18 protein-coding genes and 6 tRNA genes are annotated in these 17105 nt (G+C 61.5%); 8 read left to right on the top strand and 16 right to left on the bottom strand.

All coding sequences use genetic code 11. The features are described from left to right. Window positions 1-14 precede the first annotated feature (14 nt). Entirely contained in the window at window positions 15-1820 is a 1806-nt protein-coding gene (recJ, locus tag F2982_RS00635) for a single-stranded-DNA-specific exonuclease RecJ (protein WP_203428956.1), read from the top strand. A 1-nt stretch (window position 1821) separates the two neighbouring features. Here the strand turns inward: recJ and rfbA are convergent, their stop codons facing one another. From rfbA to F2982_RS00610, 5 genes are read right to left on the bottom strand one after another with little or no spacing between them, the layout of a single operon-like run. After that, window positions 1822-2691 carry a glucose-1-phosphate thymidylyltransferase RfbA gene (rfbA, locus tag F2982_RS00630; RefSeq protein ID WP_203428955.1) on the bottom strand — a complete coding sequence of 290 codons (870 nt, stop codon included), beginning with the start codon at window positions 2689-2691 and terminating at the stop codon, window positions 1822-1824. A 10-nt stretch (window positions 2692-2701) separates the two neighbouring features. Next, entirely contained in the window at window positions 2702-3589 is an 888-nt protein-coding gene (gene rfbD, locus F2982_RS00625) for a dTDP-4-dehydrorhamnose reductase (RefSeq protein ID WP_203428954.1), read from the bottom strand. Between the two features lie 2 nt (window positions 3590-3591). Further along, a complete protein-coding gene (gene rfbB, locus F2982_RS00620) occupies window positions 3592-4647 on the bottom strand; it encodes a dTDP-glucose 4,6-dehydratase (RefSeq protein ID WP_203428953.1) in 1056 nt (351 codons plus the stop codon). 20 nt (window positions 4648-4667) lie between these two features. Continuing rightward, entirely contained in the window at window positions 4668-5234 is a 567-nt protein-coding gene (gene rfbC, locus F2982_RS00615; RefSeq protein WP_203428952.1) for a dTDP-4-dehydrorhamnose 3,5-epimerase, read from the bottom strand. Between the two features lie 9 nt (window positions 5235-5243). Further along, window positions 5244-7220 (bottom strand): glycosyltransferase, encoded by a 1977-nt coding sequence (locus F2982_RS00610; protein ID WP_203428951.1) that lies wholly within the window; start codon window positions 7218-7220, stop codon window positions 5244-5246. A gap of 275 nt (window positions 7221-7495) precedes the next feature. On the opposite strand from F2982_RS00610, the gene F2982_RS00605 reads away from it, so the two are divergent. Further along, window positions 7496-8377: a capsular polysaccharide synthesis protein gene (locus F2982_RS00605; protein ID WP_203428950.1), complete on the top strand. Its 882-nt coding sequence runs from the start codon at window positions 7496-7498 to the stop codon at window positions 8375-8377. A 127-nt stretch (window positions 8378-8504) separates the two neighbouring features. Here F2982_RS00605 and F2982_RS00600 read toward each other — a convergent pair. Continuing rightward, window positions 8505-8579: transfer RNA gene (locus F2982_RS00600), tRNA-Glu, on the bottom strand. A 253-nt stretch (window positions 8580-8832) separates the two neighbouring features. Here F2982_RS00600 and F2982_RS00595 point away from each other — a divergent pair. Further along, a complete protein-coding gene (locus F2982_RS00595; protein WP_165402600.1) occupies window positions 8833-9000 on the top strand; it encodes a hypothetical protein in 168 nt (55 codons plus the stop codon). Between the two features lie 33 nt (window positions 9001-9033). Here the strand turns inward: F2982_RS00595 and F2982_RS00590 are convergent. From F2982_RS00590 to gloA, 4 genes are all read right to left on the bottom strand, one after another. Beyond that, a tRNA-Glu gene (locus F2982_RS00590) sits at window positions 9034-9108 on the bottom strand. Window positions 9109-9182: 74 nt separating this feature from the next. Further along, a tRNA-Glu gene (locus F2982_RS00585) sits at window positions 9183-9257 on the bottom strand. 196 nt (window positions 9258-9453) lie between these two features. After that, a complete protein-coding gene (locus F2982_RS00580; protein ID WP_203428949.1) occupies window positions 9454-10545 on the bottom strand; it encodes a D-Ala-D-Ala carboxypeptidase family metallohydrolase in 1092 nt (363 codons plus the stop codon). 154 nt (window positions 10546-10699) lie between these two features. Beyond that, window positions 10700-11140: a lactoylglutathione lyase gene (gene gloA / locus F2982_RS00575; RefSeq protein ID WP_130278410.1), complete on the bottom strand. Its 441-nt coding sequence runs from the start codon at window positions 11138-11140 to the stop codon at window positions 10700-10702. A 195-nt stretch (window positions 11141-11335) separates the two neighbouring features. On the opposite strand from gloA, the gene F2982_RS00570 reads away from it, so the two are divergent. Next, entirely contained in the window at window positions 11336-11914 is a 579-nt protein-coding gene (locus F2982_RS00570; protein WP_112711631.1) for a cold-shock protein, read from the top strand. Between the two features lie 8 nt (window positions 11915-11922). Then, window positions 11923-12414, top strand: coding sequence for a DUF192 domain-containing protein (locus F2982_RS00565; RefSeq protein WP_112711935.1), 492 nt, complete (start codon window positions 11923-11925; stop codon window positions 12412-12414). A 13-nt stretch (window positions 12415-12427) separates the two neighbouring features. Here F2982_RS00565 and F2982_RS00560 read toward each other — a convergent pair whose 3' ends face one another. Further along, a complete protein-coding gene (locus tag F2982_RS00560) occupies window positions 12428-12637 on the bottom strand; it encodes a hypothetical protein (RefSeq protein WP_130278408.1) in 210 nt (69 codons plus the stop codon). Between the two features lie 56 nt (window positions 12638-12693). Beyond that, window positions 12694-12770: transfer RNA gene (locus F2982_RS00555), tRNA-Pro, on the bottom strand. 185 nt (window positions 12771-12955) lie between these two features. On the opposite strand from F2982_RS00555, the gene F2982_RS00550 reads away from it, so the two are divergent. From F2982_RS00550 to F2982_RS00540, 3 genes are all read left to right on the top strand, one after another. Further along, window positions 12956-14605: a phosphoethanolamine--lipid A transferase gene (locus tag F2982_RS00550; protein ID WP_203428948.1), complete on the top strand. Its 1650-nt coding sequence runs from the start codon at window positions 12956-12958 to the stop codon at window positions 14603-14605. Between the two features lie 169 nt (window positions 14606-14774). After that, entirely contained in the window at window positions 14775-15080 is a 306-nt protein-coding gene (locus F2982_RS00545; protein ID WP_112711677.1) for an ETC complex I subunit, read from the top strand. A gap of 44 nt (window positions 15081-15124) precedes the next feature. Next, window positions 15125-15201: transfer RNA gene (locus F2982_RS00540), tRNA-Arg, on the top strand. A 147-nt stretch (window positions 15202-15348) separates the two neighbouring features. Here the strand turns inward: F2982_RS00540 and F2982_RS00535 are convergent. The 4 genes from F2982_RS00535 to F2982_RS00520 form a co-directional block, all read right to left on the bottom strand. Continuing rightward, window positions 15349-15425, bottom strand: a tRNA-Thr gene (locus F2982_RS00535). Between the two features lie 132 nt (window positions 15426-15557). Further along, complete coding sequence (locus F2982_RS00530; protein WP_112711679.1) at window positions 15558-15887, bottom strand: hypothetical protein; 330 nt, start codon at window positions 15885-15887, stop codon at window positions 15558-15560. Window positions 15888-15952: 65 nt separating this feature from the next. Next, entirely contained in the window at window positions 15953-16552 is a 600-nt protein-coding gene (locus F2982_RS00525) for a Pr6Pr family membrane protein (protein WP_203428947.1), read from the bottom strand. A 9-nt stretch (window positions 16553-16561) separates the two neighbouring features. Next, entirely contained in the window at window positions 16562-16849 is a 288-nt protein-coding gene (locus tag F2982_RS00520) for a hypothetical protein (protein ID WP_112711683.1), read from the bottom strand. Window positions 16850-17105 lie beyond the last annotated feature (256 nt).

The raw sequence follows: 17105 nt of genomic DNA, 5'->3' as shown, positions 1-17105 counted from the left end.
GGGGCACAGGCAGAATGGTGGACATCCCCGCCGATCCGATACAGCGCGCATTCCTCGGGGTGGAGAAATCGATCCTCGACAATCGCTGGATTTCACGGCTCGATCAGGCCGGGCAGAACCGCGCGCTCGCCATGTCGCAGGTCCACGGCCTGCCGGATCTCATAGCACGCGTGCTCGCTGGGCGCGGCGTTGCCGTCGATGAAGCCGTCGAGTTCCTCGATCCGACGATCCGCAGCCTGATGCCGGATCCCTACACGCTGACCGATTGCGAGAAGGCGGCCAGGCGCCTCGCCGAAGCGATCCGCCGCGGCGAGAACGTCGCGATCTTCGGCGACTACGATGTCGACGGCGCGGCGTCCTCGGCGCTGACGTACCGCTTCCTGGCGCATTTCGGCGTGAAGGCCGAGATCTATATTCCCGACCGCATCTTCGAAGGCTACGGCCCCAACGCGGGCGCCATCAACCAGCTGATCGACAATGGCGCGCAACTGATCGTCACCGTCGACTGCGGATCGACCAGCCATGAGGCGCTGGATGCGGCCAAGGCGCGCAATATCGACGTCGTCGTCATCGATCACCACCAGGTGACACACGCGCTGCCGCACTGCCACGCGCTGGTCAATCCGAACCGTGAAGACGATCTCTCAGGGCAGGGTCATCTCTGCGCCGCCGGCGTCGTCTTCCTCGTGCTGGTCGCGACGCTAAGGCTGCTGCGCGAGGCGGGCGACAAGCGCATCTTGGCGATCGATCTCCTGCAATGGCTGGATATCGTCGCGCTCGCGACCGTCTGTGACGTCGTGCCACTCAAGGGGCTGAACCGCGCCTATCTGGTGAAGGGTCTCGTCGCCGCCCGCCATCAGGGGAATGCGGGCCTTGCGGCGCTGTTTCGCAAGGCCGGTCTCTCCGGCCCGGTCACGCCCTATCATTTCGGCTTTCTCGTCGGCCCCCGCATCAATGCCGGCGGCCGTATCGGCGATGCGGCACTCGGCAGCCGCCTCTTGACGCTGGACGACGCCGGTGAGGCCGAAACGATCGCCCAGAAACTCGACGAGCTGAACCGCGACCGCCAGGCGATGGAAGCGGCCATGCTGCAGGAGGCAGAAGCCGAGGCTTTTGCCGAATACGGCGACGGGCAGGGCGCGTCGGTCATCGTCACGGCGCGCGACAAATGGCATCCGGGCATCGTCGGCTTGCTGGCGGCGCGGCTCAAAGAAAAGTTCAAGCGCCCGGCCTTCGCCATCGCCTTCGATCCGTCCGGACGCGGTACCGGCTCCGGCCGCTCGATCAACGGTTTCGATATGGGCCGGATGGTCCGCGCAGCTGTCGATGAGGGCCTCCTCGTCAAGGGCGGCGGACACGCGATGGCCGCCGGCCTGACTGTCGAACGCGAGAAGCTTGGCGCGCTGCGCAGCTTCTTCACCGAACGCGCCGAGAAGACGGTCGCCAATCTGGTGGCCAACGAAACCCTGAAGATCGACGGCGCGATTGGTGCGAGCGGCGCGACGCTCGACCTGATCGACCGGCTGGAGACGGCAGGACCCTACGGCTCCGGCCATTCGCAGCCCATATTCGCAATCCCCGCCCATCGCCTGCGCGATGTCAGGACCGTCGGGGAAAAGCACGTGAAGGTGACGCTGGAAGCCATGGACGGCGCCCGACTGGACGGCATCGCCTTCCGGGCTGCGGACACCGCACTCGGCAATCTCCTGCTCAATTCGCGCGGCGCCAACCTGCATGTCGCGGGCTCGATCGGCGCGGACCATTATCAGGGCTCGCGCCGCATCCAGCTGCGTGTCTCCGACGCTGCTCCCGCGAAATGATTTACCAGTCGGCCGAAAGCTTGGTCAGATATTGCCCGTAGGCGCTCTTGCCGAGCGCCTCGGCGAGTTTGGCGAGCTGGTCCTGATCGATATAGCCCATGCGCCATGCCACTTCCTCGGGGCAGGCGATCTTGAAGCCCTGGCGCTTTTCCAGCGTGCTGACAAAGGCCGCCGCGTCGAGCAGGCTGTCCGGCGTTCCCGTATCGAGCCACGCATAACCGCGGCCCATCAGCTCGACATAGAGCTCGCCGCGCTCGAGATAGGTGCGGTTGACGTCGGTGATCTCCAATTCACCGCGCGGTGACGGCTTCAGATTGGCGGCGATATCGACCACCTGCTGGTCGTAGAAATAGAGACCGGTCACCGCCCATTGCGACTTCGGCTGCTTCGGCTTTTCCTCGATCGACTGCGCATTCATCTTGCCGTCGAACTCGACGACGCCGTAACGCTCGGGATCGGTGACGTGATAGGCGAAGACAGTGGCGCCCTTGGTGCGCGCCGTCCCCGATTTCATGATCTCGGGCAGGCCGTGGCCGAAATAGATGTTGTCGCCGAGAACCAGCGCTGAGTTCTGGCCGTTGATGAAATCGGCACCGATGATGAACGCCTGTGCCAGACCATCCGGGCTCGGCTGCACAGCATAGGTCAGCGAAATGCCCCATTGCGAGCCGTCGCCGAGCAGGCGCTTGAAGGCCTCGACGTCGTGCGGCGTGGTGATGATCAGGATATCGTTGATCCCCGCGAGCATCAGCGTCGTCAGCGGGTAATAGATCATCGGCTTGTCGTAGACGGGCATCAGCTGCTTCGACACAGCCTGCGTGATCGGATGCAGCCTGGTGCCGGTACCGCCCGCAAGAATGATCCCCTTCATTCCAGTCTCCTTAAATCGCATTCTTCAAAATGGCTTCGAGCGCAATCTGCGTCGCGCTTTTCCAATCGGGCAGGCGGATACCGTAGACGCCTGCAAGCTTCTCGCCCGACAGACGCGAATTGGCCGGACGTCTGGCCGGTGTCGGATATTCCGCCGTGGTGATCGGCACGACATTGGCAGATTTGCCGCCGAGCGCCTTCGACCGCGCAAAAATCTCCTGCGCGAATTCTGCCCAGGTGGCTTCGCCGCTGCCGGTCAGGTGAAAGGTGCCGCGCAGGGCAGGGTCAGCATCCGCGGAGAGCCGCGTCGCGATCGCAATCACCGCCTCGGCAATATCGAGCGCCGACGTCGGGCAGCCGCGCTGGTCGGCGACCACGCGCAGTTCGTCACGGCTCTCGGCAAGCCGCAGCATCGTCTTGACGAAATTCGCGCCGAACGGCGAATAGACCCAGGCCGTGCGCAGAATGACGTGATTGGCGTTGGCCGCAGCGACGCGCAATTCGCCCTCGAGCTTGGTATTGCCGTAGACCGAGATTGGCCCAGTCGAATCCGTCTCGACATAGGGCGACGGCTTACCGCCGCTGAAGACATAGTCGGTCGAAAGATGGATCACCGGAACGCCAAGTGCCGAGGCGGCCTCGGCAACGGCGCTCGCGCCAATGGCATTGACCGCATGAGCAAGCTCGGCCTCGCTCTCGGCCTTGTCCACCGCCGTGTAGGCTGCCGCCGAGACGATCACGTCAGGCTGTGCTGCCGCTAGAGCCGGCAGCACGCTGGCGGGATCGGTAAGGTCGAGGTCCGGACGGCCGATGGCGATCAGTTCAACCCCGTGGGCTGGAGCCATTGCCAGAAGCGACTGGACGACCTGTCCCTGTTTGCCCGTGACGGCAATGCGCATCGTCATCGCCCCTTGAAAGTGCCAAGGCGTTCGCCGGAATAGACATTGTCGCGCAGCGGCCGCCACCACCATTCATTGTCGAGATACCAGCGAACGGTCTTTTCGATGCCGCTGTCGAAATTCTCTTCCGCTTTCCAGCCGAGCTCGGTCTCGAGCTTGGTGGCATCGATGGCGTAACGCGCGTCGTGCCCCGGCCGGTCGGTGACATTGGTGATCAGCCGCGAATGCGCCTCCTTGCCCGGAAATACGCTATCGAGAATCGCGCAGATGCGTTCGACCACCTCGATGTTGCGCCGCTCGTTGCGGCCGCCGACATTGTATTTCTCGCCCGGCCGCCCGCGCGAGGCAATGGTGAACAGTGCCCGCGCATGATCCTCGACATAGAGCCAGTCGCGGATATTGGCGCCGTTGCCGTAAACCGGCAGCGGTTTGCCCTCCAGCGCATTGAGGATTATCAGCGGGATCAGCTTTTCCGGGAAATGGAACGGGCCGTAATTGTTGGAGCAGTTGGACACCACAACCGGCAGCCCATAGGTCCGGTGCCAGGCGATCGCCAGATGGTCGCTCGCCGCCTTCGAGGCCGAATAGGGCGAGGACGGGTCGTAAGCCGTCACTTCCTCGAAGAGTCCGTCATCGCCGAGCGAGCCATAGACCTCATCGGTCGAGACATGCAGAAAGCGGAAAGCGCTCTTGGCCTCGGCCTCAAGACCATCCCAATAGCCGCGCGCCGCATCGAGCAGGCTGAACGTGCCGACGATATTGGTCTGGATGAAGTCGCCAGCACCCGAAATCGAGCGATCGACATGGCTCTCGGCGGCGAGATGCATGACGATCTCCGGCCGGAAGGAAGCAAACGCCTCCTGCATCGCGGCGCGGTCGCAGATATCGGCGCGCAGGAACCGGTAGTTGGCGGCGTTCTCGACCGAAGACAGCGAGGCCAGATTGCCGGCATAGGTCAGCTTGTCGATATTGAGAACGTCAGCTCCGACCGTGCCCACCAGATGGCGCACCAGCGCCGAACCGATGAAACCCGCTCCCCCCGTTACCATCACCCGCATTACCGGAACGCCCCCTTCAATCACTGCGCAGAATATTGGAAATAGGCCGGAATATCGGCGAGCCTCGGAAGCTTCCTGTCCTTGTCCGAAAGTACCGCATCGGCCTCCGCAACCGGCCAGACAATGCCGATATCAGGATCGCTCCACAAAATGCCGCTGTCATTCGCCGGGCTATAAGGTGCGGTCACCTTGTAGCTGATGACGGTATCAGGCTCCAAGGTCGCAAAGCCATGCCCAAAGCCTGCCGGGACCCATAGCTGAACGCCGTTCTCAGGCGTCAGTTCTTCGCCGAGCCATTGCCCGAACGTCGGAGATCCGGCGCGGATATCGACGGCCACGTCGAAGATCCGGCCCCGCAGGCAGCGCACCAGCTTGCCCTGTGCGAAGGGCGCTGTCTGGAAGTGCAGCCCGCGCAAAGTGCCAACCTGCGCCGAAAGCGATTCGTTATCCTGAACGAAGGACACGTCGGCGACATTCTCACGGAACCAGCCGTCCTTGAACACCTCGGAGAAATAGCCGCGGTGATCGCCATGGCGCGCCGGGATGATCTTCAGCACGCCGTCAATTTTCGTGGTCTCGATGCGCATCGTCAGTCTCTATTCCGTACCCTGCATCACGCTCATCAGCATAGCCGCCTGGGAGCGTGCCCGCATGGCATTATAGCCGTTCTCGGCGATCTGTTCGCGTTCCGCCTGGTCGGCGAGCAATTCCTTGCAGCGCTCGACGAGATCGTCATAGGGCTCGACGGCGAGCCCGCCGATGAAGGGATCGAGATCGGGATCCTCAATATCGCCCTCGGTCAACACGCAGACGCGGTTGGCGAGCAGATAGGAGATGCGGACGATTTCGAAAACGCCGCTGGCATAGTGATGGATATTGATGACGATCTTGGCGCGCGCGATCGCCGCATCGCGTTCGGCGCCATAGACGTTGAAGAGATGCACGACCTTCAGGCCGGCCTCATGCAGCGAAATGAGAATCTCGCGGCGGCGATCATTCATCGAGCCATAGAACAGGACGTCGATATCCTTCACCGGCGCATGCCGGATTTGCGACAGACATTCGCTGTAGCCGATCTCCAGCACGCCGGCATGCTCGATGCCCTTGGCCGCAAGGTTGCGCCGGTTGCGCGGGCTATAATCTAGCACCGGGAAAGCCTTGAGAACGGCGCTGTAGCGCTCGTTCATCCAGGTGCTCTCGTCCGAGACCTGTTCGAGATTGATGACGACGCTGTCTTTCGGCAATTTCTGGATAATCTCGAGAGACAGCAGGTTGCCGCCGTAGATGATCGGCGAGCGCCCGGCGAATTCGTGCATCTCGCGAACGATCGGAGCCGAACCACCGAGTTCCTGGAAGGCGCCCTGCAGCGCGAGCGCCACCTCGTCAAATGCGTGGCTGTGATTGTAGCCTCGCGGCGTGACGATCCAGATGCAGTGCTTGTCCTTGTGGGCCTCCCAGCCGCCCTCGAAGGCCTGCAGCATCTTCGCGGCCGGTGCCGCAGCCGACAGCGGCGCAAGCGGCTGCGTCAGGGCCGCGAGTGCGGCCGGATTGACCGGCGGCAGCGACGTGTCGTTGACGCTGGAAGCGCGGGGCGCAAGTTCGCTCTTCGGGAAGGCGCCGCGCGGCACCCAGGCCGGCGGATCGTCGGCATTCCAGATCAGATGCGGCTCCTTGGCGACAGGCATGCGGCCCTCCTGCCAGGCTTCCAGCCTGGACGGCTCACGGGTCTGCAGGAAGGCTTCCTTGCGCTCGAAGAGATCGTGAAGCAGGCGGCCGGCGCGGGCGCCGAACTTCCATTCGAAATCCGCAGCCGACGGCGAGAAAGCCGAAACCTTCATGCCGCTCGCGACCGCATGCGGAATGTAGAGGCCAAGCAGCCGCTCGATGACGAAGGGCCGCATGGCGGCGTTGCCATCGCGGCTGTAGTTCGCGGTGCTGCTATAGGCGCGTCCGGCCGCGGTGCCACGCAAGGCTTCCTGTTCGAGTGCGTTCAGCACATGTTCGCAGAAGGCGAAATAGCCGGACCAGAATTTCCGGTTACCGGCGAAATAGTTGCAGAAGAAGAAGGTCGTCTGCCCCTGAGGAAGCGCGATCGCAAAGCTGCTATCCCTCAGGAAGGTGAAGATCGGTTCCATGCCCGGATGTCCGCCCATCAGGGCATGCTCCCAGACATTGCTGTAGATCGCCGCGTGGCCGATTAAGGGATTGTAGAGATAGGCATCGGCGCCGTCGGCGCGGGCCTTCGTCGCTTCGGAAATGAAGGACTGCAGGCTGGAGACCGATTTCGTCTCGAACTTGCTGGACAACAGCCCCCAGAACATGTCGTCCGGCAGGCCCGCCTGCAGATGATGCTCGTGAAGAATCCGGAACAGCTCGTATTCGCGGGTCGTTGATTGCGTATTGAAGGAAATGTCGAAGGGCAGCGCTGCCGGATCGAGCTGCGCGAGCTGCCCGGCGTCGAGGTATGGCTGGTAGACGATCACCGATCCGGATTGCGCCGCCTTGCCGCTCAGGCTTTCCAGGCTCGGCAGGCCGGCGGGCAGGGTGGTTGGAATTGGCTGGTTGATCGTCAAAGTCCGGTCCTTCGAATGCCGTCCGCCGCGGAAACGGAAGTCCCGCAAGCCCAATCCGGCGTTATTGGCCGGACTATCGGCATCGAAGCTTGCGCCACCCTGTTGGAAGAATGGCCTGCCAAGGCCGGGATTCCCGCTGTCATCTCGCCATAGCAAACCGGTGCGAATCTCCTGTACAAGAGTCGCTGCCGCCCGCCGCCGCGGCTTCATTCAACCCTATTTGCTATCTGGGCACATATTTCAGGCCCTGGCTGTTCCGATGAAAGAGGTCCTTCATGACCGACAATAATACCGAGAACGTTTTCGCCTCGCGTGAGGACGATCTCCGCCGCTGGTTGGAAACTATGGTTTCCCGGAACCGGAAGGAGATCGAGGCCCGCGCCGTATTGCTGCAATATGCAGTGCCTGAAAGGCTGACCTATCACCAGACGCAGCCGCGCTCGGTGCCGGCCTCGTTCGAAGGCCCGGTCTGGCTATATTGGGCGCAGGGCCGCGACAATGCTCCGCCGATCGTCCAGAGCTGCCTGAGATCGGTCGAACGCCATCTTCCGGAACGTGAGATCATCATTCTCGATGACAACGCGATCGGCCGCTATATCAAGCCGCATCCCGTTGCATCCGAGCGGGTCAAGGCAAAATCGAAGACGCATTTTTCGGATATGCTGCGCGTCGAGCTGCTGCACAAATACGGCGGCACCTGGATGGATGCGACGGTGTTTCTGACCGACGCGCCGCGGCCTGATATGATGAACTCGGAATTCTTCGCTTTCACGCGCGACGCCGATCCATATCTGCTGTCCAACTGGTTCATGACCGCGCGGCCCGAACATCCGCTCGTCAGCGCTCTGAGGGAAATGCTGATCAGCTACTGGCTCGAAAACGACCAGCTGATCAACTACTTCATCTTCCATCACCTGTTCGAATGCGCGGTGACCATCAACGCGGATCTGAACGCCGAATGGCAGAAGGCGCCGCGCTATAGCTCCTACCACGCTCACGAGATGCAGCACCGCCTGATGTATCCGTTCGACGAATCGACCTTCAAGGCGATCGAGAACCTGATGCCGGTGCACAAGCTGACCTACAAGGTGAGCCCACCGGCGGCCGGCTCGTTCTTCGACATGATCGCCCGCGAAGACCCGGTGATTTTCCGATAGGGGGACGCTCCCCGCCGCAGGACATCACGTCTTGCGGCGGCACCGCATCAACTGACGCAACCAGTCCAGAACGCCGCGAGGCGAAGCGGAATTATTCAGGAATAACAATTTCTGGAAGATCCAGAAGTGGCACGCCCTAGGGGAGTCGAACCCCTCTTCCCAGAATGAAAATCTGGTGTCCTAACCGATAGACGAAGGGCGCTTCCTTCGTGGTGGCGCCCTTATAGTCAGCACCTTTCTGACCCGCAAGCGGTAAAATGCGAAATTCCGTAGATTTTTTCACGGCTTGTGGAAATGCCCCTGAGAAATTGCTGAAGCCCCTGGAGAGCAGGGGATCGCGCCATGCGCTCTTTCCTCGATCTGCCGCGTCTACGCGTTGTCGCCCGGAAAAGTTTGAAACGAATCTGGCCGTCACCGGTTGTTCAGATGTCACCACCTCAACAATGGAGACACTTATGAGCAAGACTGACGTCAAGGAAATCCAGAAGCGCGCCGAGCGCCAGGTCGAGCACACCAGCGGTGGCGGCCATCTCGGCGGGACCTATTTCGGGCAGCAGCCCGATGGCAAGACCGCCTCGGTCACCTCCAAGGAAGGACCGAAGGCAAGAGCCAACGACGGATAGTGGAGAAGGCCTCGCTGCGGCGGGGCCTTTTTCTGGCACGCCCTAGGGGAATCGAACCCCTCTTTGCAGAATGAGAATCTGCCGTCCTGACCGATAGACGAAGGGCGCCGGCGATGAGGAATAAATGGGGAGTGGATGCTTGCTGTACAAGCGTCAAAACAGCGATGTTTTGAAGAGAGAAGTGGCACGCCCTAGGGGAGTCGAACCCCTCTTCCCAGAATGAAAATCTGGTGTCCTAACCGATAGACGAAGGGCGCTTCCTTCGTGGTGGCGCCCTTATAGTCAGGGTCTTGGAATCCCGCAAGCGGGAAAATCGCAATTCTATCAAAAAAATGACAAGGCTATGTTTGTGCGGGGAGATTCAAATTTACCCTGCTAAATCAATGCCCTGTGAATGGGTGTTTGATGAGGGCCGCGCGGTTGACGTTAAGGCACGGCAACCGCGCTCTTCGTTCAGATCGCGCGAGCGCTTGGCGGGCTGCCGCGCCGGGCACCGCAGCCCCAGTTCCAGTCGCGATTGTTGCCGGTGTCGAGATGGACGGAGTCGGTATGGCAATAGGTGCCGACGCCGCCGCGGCCCGGCAGCGAACGGATGTAGCTCGCGATATCCCATTTCGAGACGCCGTCGATCTTGATGTCGGCGGCATCGCAGCTCTTGTGCATCGATTCCTCGGCGCCGCCGACCATGCGGTTATGCTCGGGATCGCGGTAGCCCGAGGTGACGACGACGGGTTTGCCGAAATGCGTCTCGACGGTCTTGATGACGTTCAGCAGATTCGGCTTGAAACAGCTGACTTCGACGCTGGCATTCTGCACATGCACGCCGTTCGGCGCGACGCGGGTCATGCCGGGCAGGGAGGCCTTCTGCAGGAGGCCGGAGAGGCTGCCCATCAGGTTCTGCTTCGGCGCGGCATAGAGCGCATTGCTGGAGCCTCCAGGCAGGCTGCCGGTTGCAAGCGATGCGGTCTGGTAGGACGGCGCGATCTGCGTGCTGGTATTCTGCGACGATTGCTGCGGCGGCAGGATTTCGCCCTGCGCATTCGGCTGCACCTGCTGGCCAGGCTGCGTGCCGAACACGCCGGCGCGCGAGCCCGTCAGCCCGCCCTGAACCGGCGCATAGGCATTGGCATCGGCCGGCTGGATGATCGTCGATGTCCGGTTGTTCTGCGGCATCACCGGCTGCGACGAGAAGATGCTCATCGAATTGGCGTTGATGCGGGTCGACTGCATCGCCATGCCGCCGATATTGGCGGGCTGCATCTGAGTCGAGCCCGGCGCCATGTTTGCCGCGGCATTGGGATCGGCCGCCGTTGTCTGCTGCTGGCCGACATTGCTGACCATCGGGTCGCGATAGCCAGGTGTCTTCTGGGTCTGCTGGCCGGGCGCGCCCGGCGCCATGGCGGTCTGCTGTTGCGCGGCGCCGGCCGCCGGAGCGGGCGTCGCCTCGGCAGAATCAAGCGCCTTCTGGCTGGAGACGCAGCCGGTCAGCGCCAGGGCCGAAACGGCGGTCAGAAAGAGGAACGGTCGCGTTCGAAGATGGGGCAAGCGAAAGCTCTCCGGACAAATACGGGAGCAGCCACGGATGGGCCGGGCTGCCTGATTTGGCCGGAGGGTGCATGCGGGCCGTGGCTGCGGCAAGAGCGAAGACGTGGCCGGAGCCCGAAATCGCCAAAGCCGCAAGCCTCGCTAAAGCCCCGGCTTACCAGGCGCCGGTATTGCCCATGGAAAGCCACGGTTCGGCTGCTGGCAGGCTGCCGTTCTTCTGCAGAATCTCGATCGAGATTCCATCCGGCGAGCGCACGAAGGCCATGCGCCCGTCGCGCGGCGGACGGTTGATGGTGATTCCCTGGTCCATCAGCTGCTGGCAGGTCTGATAAATATCGTCGACCTCATAAGCGAGGTGGCCGAAATTGCGTCCGCCCGTATAATCCTCGCTATCCCAATTGTAGGTGAGCTCGAGGCAGGGGGCGCCCTTTTGCTGTGCTTCGGCGATATCATCCGTGGCAGCAAGGAAAACGAGTGTGAAACGGCCTTTTTCATTCTCGGAACGGCGGATTTCCTTCAGTCCGAACAATGTGCAGTAGAAATGCAACGAGGCGTCGAGGTCCTTCACGCGAACCATGGTATGAAGATAACGCATTCTATTTCCTTTCGAATGTTGGAGCCTAGCCCGGATAGGTGACGCATGGTCAGCTTCGGGCAAGACATGCCGCTAAAATCAGCAACTGGGAATAACCAAAAACAGGACTTGCGCTTATCCGTTACCAAGATGTTAATCTTGATTTCAAGAATCAGTTAACCGTAACAGTGTGACGCGTAATGAGGGGCTGGCGACATGGCTGATAGGATTTCATCGAAGGAGTTCAGTGATCTCGACGAGCTATCGGGGGATGCCGTCGATCTCATTGAAATCACCGGTGTCGTCAAATGGTTTGATGTTGCCAAGGGTTTCGGTTTCATCGTTCCAGACAACGGCATGCAGGACGTACTTCTTCACGTCACATGCCTGCGCCGCGATGGCTACCAGACGATCCTCGAAGGCACCCGCATCGTCGCGCTGATCCAGCGCCGCGAACGTGGCTATCAGGCCTTCAAGATCCTCTCCATGGACCAGTCCACAGCGGTTCATCCCTCGCAGCTGCCGCCGGTTCGTACCCACGTCCAGGTGACCGCCACGAGCGGCCTTGAGCGTGCGCTGGTCAAGTGGTTCAACCGCACCAAGGGCTTCGGCTTCCTGACGCGCGGCGAGGGCACCGAGGATATCTTCGTTCACATGGAAACGCTGCGCCGTTTCGGCCTGACCGAGCTGCGCCCGGGCCAGGTTGTGCTGGTGCGTTTCGGGCCCGGTGACAAGGGTCTGATGGCTGCCGAGATCCACCCGGATATGCCGAGCCCGGCAAGCCGCGCTCACTGATGTTCAGGATGAGAACAATGCATAGAATCAAAGGCGCCTTCTTGGCGCTTTTTTTCATTGTGGCGACGGCAGCCCCTGTGCCCGGCTTCGCGCAGCAGGAACAGCAGATGGTCTTTGCCAAGGAGCCGCTGGTCGTCCAGACGGCATCCGGCAAGCTGCTGAACTTCACCGTCGAGATCGCCTCGACCAATGAACAGCGGCAATACGGCCTGATGTACCGCAAGGAAATGGCCGAGAATGCCGGCATGCTGTTCGATTTCGGCCAGTCGCGCCGAGTGACGATGTGGATGGAAAACACCATCCTGCCGCTCGACATGCTGTTCATCGACAGCACCGGCGTCATCCGCCACATCAAGGAAAATGCCGTTCCCTATTCGGAAGACATCATCGATTCGATGGGATCGGTGAAATATGTCGTCGAGCTCAACGCCGGCATCGTCAAGAAGCTCGGCATCAAGGTCGGCGACAAGGCCGCCAGCCCGACGATCACCAAGAAATAGAGAGAGACGAAGCCTACTGCTTCTTGCGGGCAGCCTGCGCCTGGGCGACGGCTTCCTGGCGCACGCGTTCCATGAACCGCGCCATCTTCGCCTTCACCGAGCCATAGGTCCCCAGCTCGAAATTGCAGCTGTAGCAGGTGATGATGTCGTCATCGAGCGGCTGCGGACGCGGGAAGTTCATTCGTGTCTTGCCGCATTTGGGGCAGGGGATTTCGACTTGCATGACCGGCTCCTGCTCGGGCGGGTCACCGCCTGCGGAAGATAGAGATTTAAGGGAAATGGTCGGAGTGGAGAGATTCGAACTCCCGACCCTCTGGTCCCAAACCAGATGCGCTACCAGACTGCGCTACACTCCGAATGAAGGGGGCAATACACGCTTCACCGTGACCCCGCAATATCAAAAACGCGCTTGTCCCGTGCTTCGTTGCGGCTTTTGCATTCAGGATAGTGTCAGGAAGCACCGCCATGGTCGCCACGATTTTGAGATTGCGGTGCTGGCGCGAGTCGTAAAGTGCCGCTGCGCCGGAGCGAACCTGATAGCATGGCAACAGAACAGAAGACGGCGTCGTGGCGCCCGGCGATCGGCAGCGTCACGCTCGCCGTCATCGTTTCCCTCTACATCCTCATCGTCGCCAATTACACGTTCTGGAGCCGGGCCTATGTCTATTTCGACGGCCACCGGCCGGCCTTCGTCGGATTCGTCGCCGGAATGATCGCGCTGACGGTGGCGATCGCCGTCACGTTTTCGGTGAAATATCTGATGAAGCCGGTGCTGATCGTGCTGCTGCTCGCGGCTGTCGCTGCCGCATGGTTCACCGATCGATTCGGAACGATCATCGACCGCGAGATGATCCGTAACGCCGCGGTGACCACCTCGTCGGAAGCCGGGCACCTGATCACCGGCAAATTCATGCTCTACATGCTGCTGTTGGGCGTCGTGCCGTCGCTACTGATTGCCGCCGTGCGCATTATCCACCGGCCGTTCCCGAGCAAATTCCTGCACAACATGGCGGTCATCATCCCTTGCATCGCGCTGATCGCGATCGTCGGCATGGGCTTCTATCCGACCTATGCCGCCGTCGGGCGCATTCACCGCGACATGATGATGACGATCAATCCGCATTTCCCGATCGGCAGCGCGATCTATTACACGGCCACCTATGGCGATAACCTGAACCTCGTGCGCCAGCCGATCGGCACCGATGCGCATCAGCTGCCGCCTGCCGCACCCGGCAAGCCGCGCGTGCTGGTGATCGTTGCCGGCGAGACGGCGCGCGGCAAGGAATTCTCGCTGGCCGGCTACGGCCGCGACACCAATCCCGAGATGAAGGCCCGTGGTGTCACCTTCTTCCCGGATGTGACGAGCTGCGGCACGGAGACGGCCGTCTCCATCCCCTGCATGTTCTCGGTCTATCCGCGCGGCGTCTACAATTACCGCAAGGGCCTGACGACCGACAATCTGACCGACGTGCTCGGCCACGCCAAGGTCGATGTCGAGTGGTGGGACAACGATACCGGCACCTACGGCGTCGCCGACCGCATCAAGTACAAGTATCTGCCCGACACCCGCGATCCGCGCTTCTGCAAGGATGGCGAATGCCTGGACACGATCCTGCTCGACAAGCTGGACGACTGGCTGGCCAACGTGAAGGGCGACAGCGTGCTGGTGCTGCACCAGCTCGGCAGCCACGGCCCGGCCTATTACCTGCGCTATCCCGATTCGGCCCGCCGCTTCACGCCGGATTGCCGCGCCGCCGATTTCGCCACCTGCAAGCCCGAGGAAGTCACCAACGCCTATGACAACACGATCGTCATGACCGACCAGGTGATCGCTGCCGTCATCGACAAGCTGAAGGCCCATCAGGGCGAGCTTGCCGGCTCGATGCTCTATCTCTCGGATCACGGCGAATCGCTCGGTGAAAACGGCATCTATCTGCATGGCGCTCCCTATTTCATCGCGCCCGCCGAGCAGACGCATGTGCCGATGGCGCTGTGGCTGTCGGATGAATTCGCCAGCGAGACGCGGCTCGACACCGCCTGCATCGCCGAGCGCGCCAAGCACCCGGCCTCGCACGACAACATGTTCCACAGCGTGCTCGGATTGATGGAAGTCGAGACCAGCGTTCGCGACGCTTCGCTCGACCTCGTTTCGCGCTGCCGCAAGCCGGCGGACAAGCTTGCCTCCAATTGAACTGCGGCAGTTCGCTTTGCCTCGGCTTTTTTCTTGAAACCCGGCGGATTCGCGGATAAGCAAAATTCATCTCTTTGCGCTATCACTGGCGCAGAGAACCGTGCCGCATCAGGCGCGGAAGGTTGAAATATCCGCGGGTGAAACCGCTTATCCGGAGGCGAATGCCGCGATGTCTGCCAAGATCTACCGTCCAGCCAAGACCGCCATGCAGTCCGGCAAGGCCAAGACGCATCTCTGGGTGCTCGAATTCGATCAGGAGCAGCCGCGCAAGATCGATCCGGTCATGGGCTACACCTCGTCCGGCGACATGCGCCAGCAGGTCAAGCTGACCTTCGAGACGCAGGAACTGGCCGAGGCCTATGCCAAGCGCAACGGCATCGAATACCGCGTGCTGCAGCCGAAGGACCCGATCCGCCAGACTGTCGCCTATCCGGATAATTTCCGCTATACCCGCACGCAGCCCTGGACGCACTGATTTCAGGCATACCGCGTTCGCCGCCATCGCAATGGCGGCCGGCCGGCCCCTTAGCTCAACTGGATAGAGCAGCTGCCTTCTAAGCAGCAGGTCGCAGGTTCGAGTCCTGCAGGGGTCGCCATTTGATTTCAGGTGCCACTCCGGGCCCCATACAGCGCTTCAAACATATCAGTTCTTCGCAAAGCCGGTGCCTAGCCAGTCTGTAGCTATGAGACCAGGGTAGCAGAGCTGGCAGCTCGCCAGTAGTTGATAGCATCTTGCGGAAGAATGGTGCCCCTGCCGAGGAGTTGAACCTGGATCGGCTGCTGACAACGCAGCTGCTCTGGCGGTTGAGCTACAAGGGGCGTGAGGCATTCGATAGACCCGGCCGGGCGGGCGGGCAATGCGTTCTTTTCATCAGGGTTAGCGGGTAAGCTTAACGGGCTTGCACCGTATTAAGGAAGAAGGCCCGGTGCGAACACCGGGCCTTCGATCAGATTACTGCTGCGTGGCGCCACCACCCGGTGCCGGCGGGGTTGCCGGGGCAGGGGCGGCATTGTTGTCGGCCGGGGCCATCGGCGTTGCCGGTGCGGGAGCCGGAGCTGCCGGTTCGCTCTTGGTCGAAGCCGTCGTCTGCGGGTCGGTATCGGGCGTGCCGTTCCATTCCATATAGGCGAAGGCGGCAACGGCGATCACCGCGATGGCTGCGACCCAGCCGACCCAGGAGCTGGATTTACGGGCGCCGACGGGTGTGGTGCGGAAGTCCGGACCGTTCGTCGGGTTGAGCGGGCGGTTCGGATCATTCAGATTGTTCGGATCGTATGTCATTGTCTCTACTCCTCTTCTCGTGGAAAGGAGAATGGCTTTCACTCTTATTTGTTCCAGCAGGGGATCTAGAGCGCGCGGTGAGCCTGCCGGTTGATCGCGAGCATGGCGTAGCCGAGCAGCAGCAGGCCGGCACCCATCGCCAGCGCGTGGAGGAGCACGCCGCCCCAGCCGATGCTATGGATATCGAGGAAGGGGTAGGCATAGATCCCTTCGATCCGGCCGCGGATCATCGCATAGGGAAAATAGACGAGCGGCGGCAGTGTCCAGAGCAGCGGGGCGGCGGAAGAAAGGGCGCGCTTGCGCACCGCAATCAGCCAATAGACGGTCATCAGCAGCGGCGTGACGCGGTGATTGAGGGCATCGGCCACGGCCGCCCCGCCGCTGAGCTCCACCATGCCGCGCAGCAGCAACGCAAACACCACGCCGACAAGGATGATGCTCGTCGTCACGCCGCCGAGAACGAGCGGCGTGGCGATCCGTTTGAGATCGAAAGCTGCCGCCGTCATGACAAGCGCGACGGCGAGATTGGTGAGGATCGTGAAGTAGCGCACCATTACCCATATGGCTTCAGGTGCCGAACCTGACATCGCGATACTGGCATCGAGCTGGATGGCAAGGCCAGTCCAGGCGGTCAGAGCAATGATGGCAGCCGCGAGCCGCTCCATGTGGGCGGATCAATCGTTCCAGCGGAAGATCGGCCGGTAAACGCGGTTGGCGATCATCAGGCTGCGATCCGGGCGGATGATATAGGTTTCCTCCACCTCGCGGCCGCGGGCATCCACGAATGTATGCGGGAAATAGGAGCCGATCGGCGACTTCGTCAGCTTCGTGCGCGGCTGGCCGTTATAGGTGATGCTCCCCGGGATCGGTGCCAGGCCGGGGCCGGAGATATCGCCGCCCGCGGTATTGCATCCGGAGAGCAGTGCTGCAGCGACCAGAACTGAGGCAAGGGTAAGTTTCATCGGAGTGCTCCATCAACGGCAAGGCTGCATCTTAGAACTAGGATTTCGCAGTCTTTTTTCTATGGCCCGGAAGCGCGCCGATTCGCAAACGGCCCGCTGATGACGAGAAAGTGTCCCGTTTCGGAGCGGCCGGCTTCGATCTTTTCTTCGCGCTAACCTAGAGGTTTGGTTGCGTGAAACAATTCTAATATTCTTACGTTCGCTGTCCATGGGCTTGGCTGCAATGGCCCGGTCCACTCGATCGATGGTTCGCGCG

Origin of the sequence: Rhizobium sp. BG4 (genome assembly GCF_016864575.1) — a bacterium.
Lineage (GTDB): Bacteria > Pseudomonadota > Alphaproteobacteria > Rhizobiales > Rhizobiaceae > Rhizobium.
This window is presented reverse-complemented; position numbering and strand designations above follow the sequence as displayed.

Excerpts from the sequence above, each read along its gene's own strand:
- recJ (WP_203428956.1), top strand. The coding sequence starts at position 15 with ATGGTGGACATCCCCGCCGATCCGATACAGCGCGCATTCCTCGGGGTG.
- rfbA (WP_203428955.1), bottom strand. The coding sequence starts at position 2,691 with ATGAAGGGGATCATTCTTGCGGGCGGTACCGGCACCAGGCTGCATCCG.
- rfbD (WP_203428954.1), bottom strand. The coding sequence starts at position 3,589 with ATGCGCATTGCCGTCACGGGCAAACAGGGACAGGTCGTCCAGTCGCTT.
- rfbB (WP_203428953.1), bottom strand. The coding sequence starts at position 4,647 with ATGCGGGTGATGGTAACGGGGGGAGCGGGTTTCATCGGTTCGGCGCTG.
- rfbC (WP_203428952.1), bottom strand. The coding sequence starts at position 5,234 with ATGCGCATCGAGACCACGAAAATTGACGGCGTGCTGAAGATCATCCCG.
- F2982_RS00605 (WP_203428950.1), top strand. The coding sequence starts at position 7,496 with ATGACCGACAATAATACCGAGAACGTTTTCGCCTCGCGTGAGGACGAT.
- F2982_RS00595 (WP_165402600.1), top strand. The coding sequence starts at position 8,833 with ATGAGCAAGACTGACGTCAAGGAAATCCAGAAGCGCGCCGAGCGCCAG.
- gloA (WP_130278410.1), bottom strand. The coding sequence starts at position 11,140 with ATGCGTTATCTTCATACCATGGTTCGCGTGAAGGACCTCGACGCCTCG.
- F2982_RS00570 (WP_112711631.1), top strand. The coding sequence starts at position 11,336 with ATGGCTGATAGGATTTCATCGAAGGAGTTCAGTGATCTCGACGAGCTA.
- F2982_RS00565 (WP_112711935.1), top strand. The coding sequence starts at position 11,923 with ATGAGAACAATGCATAGAATCAAAGGCGCCTTCTTGGCGCTTTTTTTC.
- F2982_RS00560 (WP_130278408.1), bottom strand. The coding sequence starts at position 12,637 with ATGCAAGTCGAAATCCCCTGCCCCAAATGCGGCAAGACACGAATGAAC.
- F2982_RS00550 (WP_203428948.1), top strand. The coding sequence starts at position 12,956 with ATGGCAACAGAACAGAAGACGGCGTCGTGGCGCCCGGCGATCGGCAGC.
- F2982_RS00545 (WP_112711677.1), top strand. The coding sequence starts at position 14,775 with ATGTCTGCCAAGATCTACCGTCCAGCCAAGACCGCCATGCAGTCCGGC.
- F2982_RS00530 (WP_112711679.1), bottom strand. The coding sequence starts at position 15,887 with ATGACATACGATCCGAACAATCTGAATGATCCGAACCGCCCGCTCAAC.
- F2982_RS00525 (WP_203428947.1), bottom strand. The coding sequence starts at position 16,552 with ATGGAGCGGCTCGCGGCTGCCATCATTGCTCTGACCGCCTGGACTGGC.
- F2982_RS00520 (WP_112711683.1), bottom strand. The coding sequence starts at position 16,849 with ATGAAACTTACCCTTGCCTCAGTTCTGGTCGCTGCAGCACTGCTCTCC.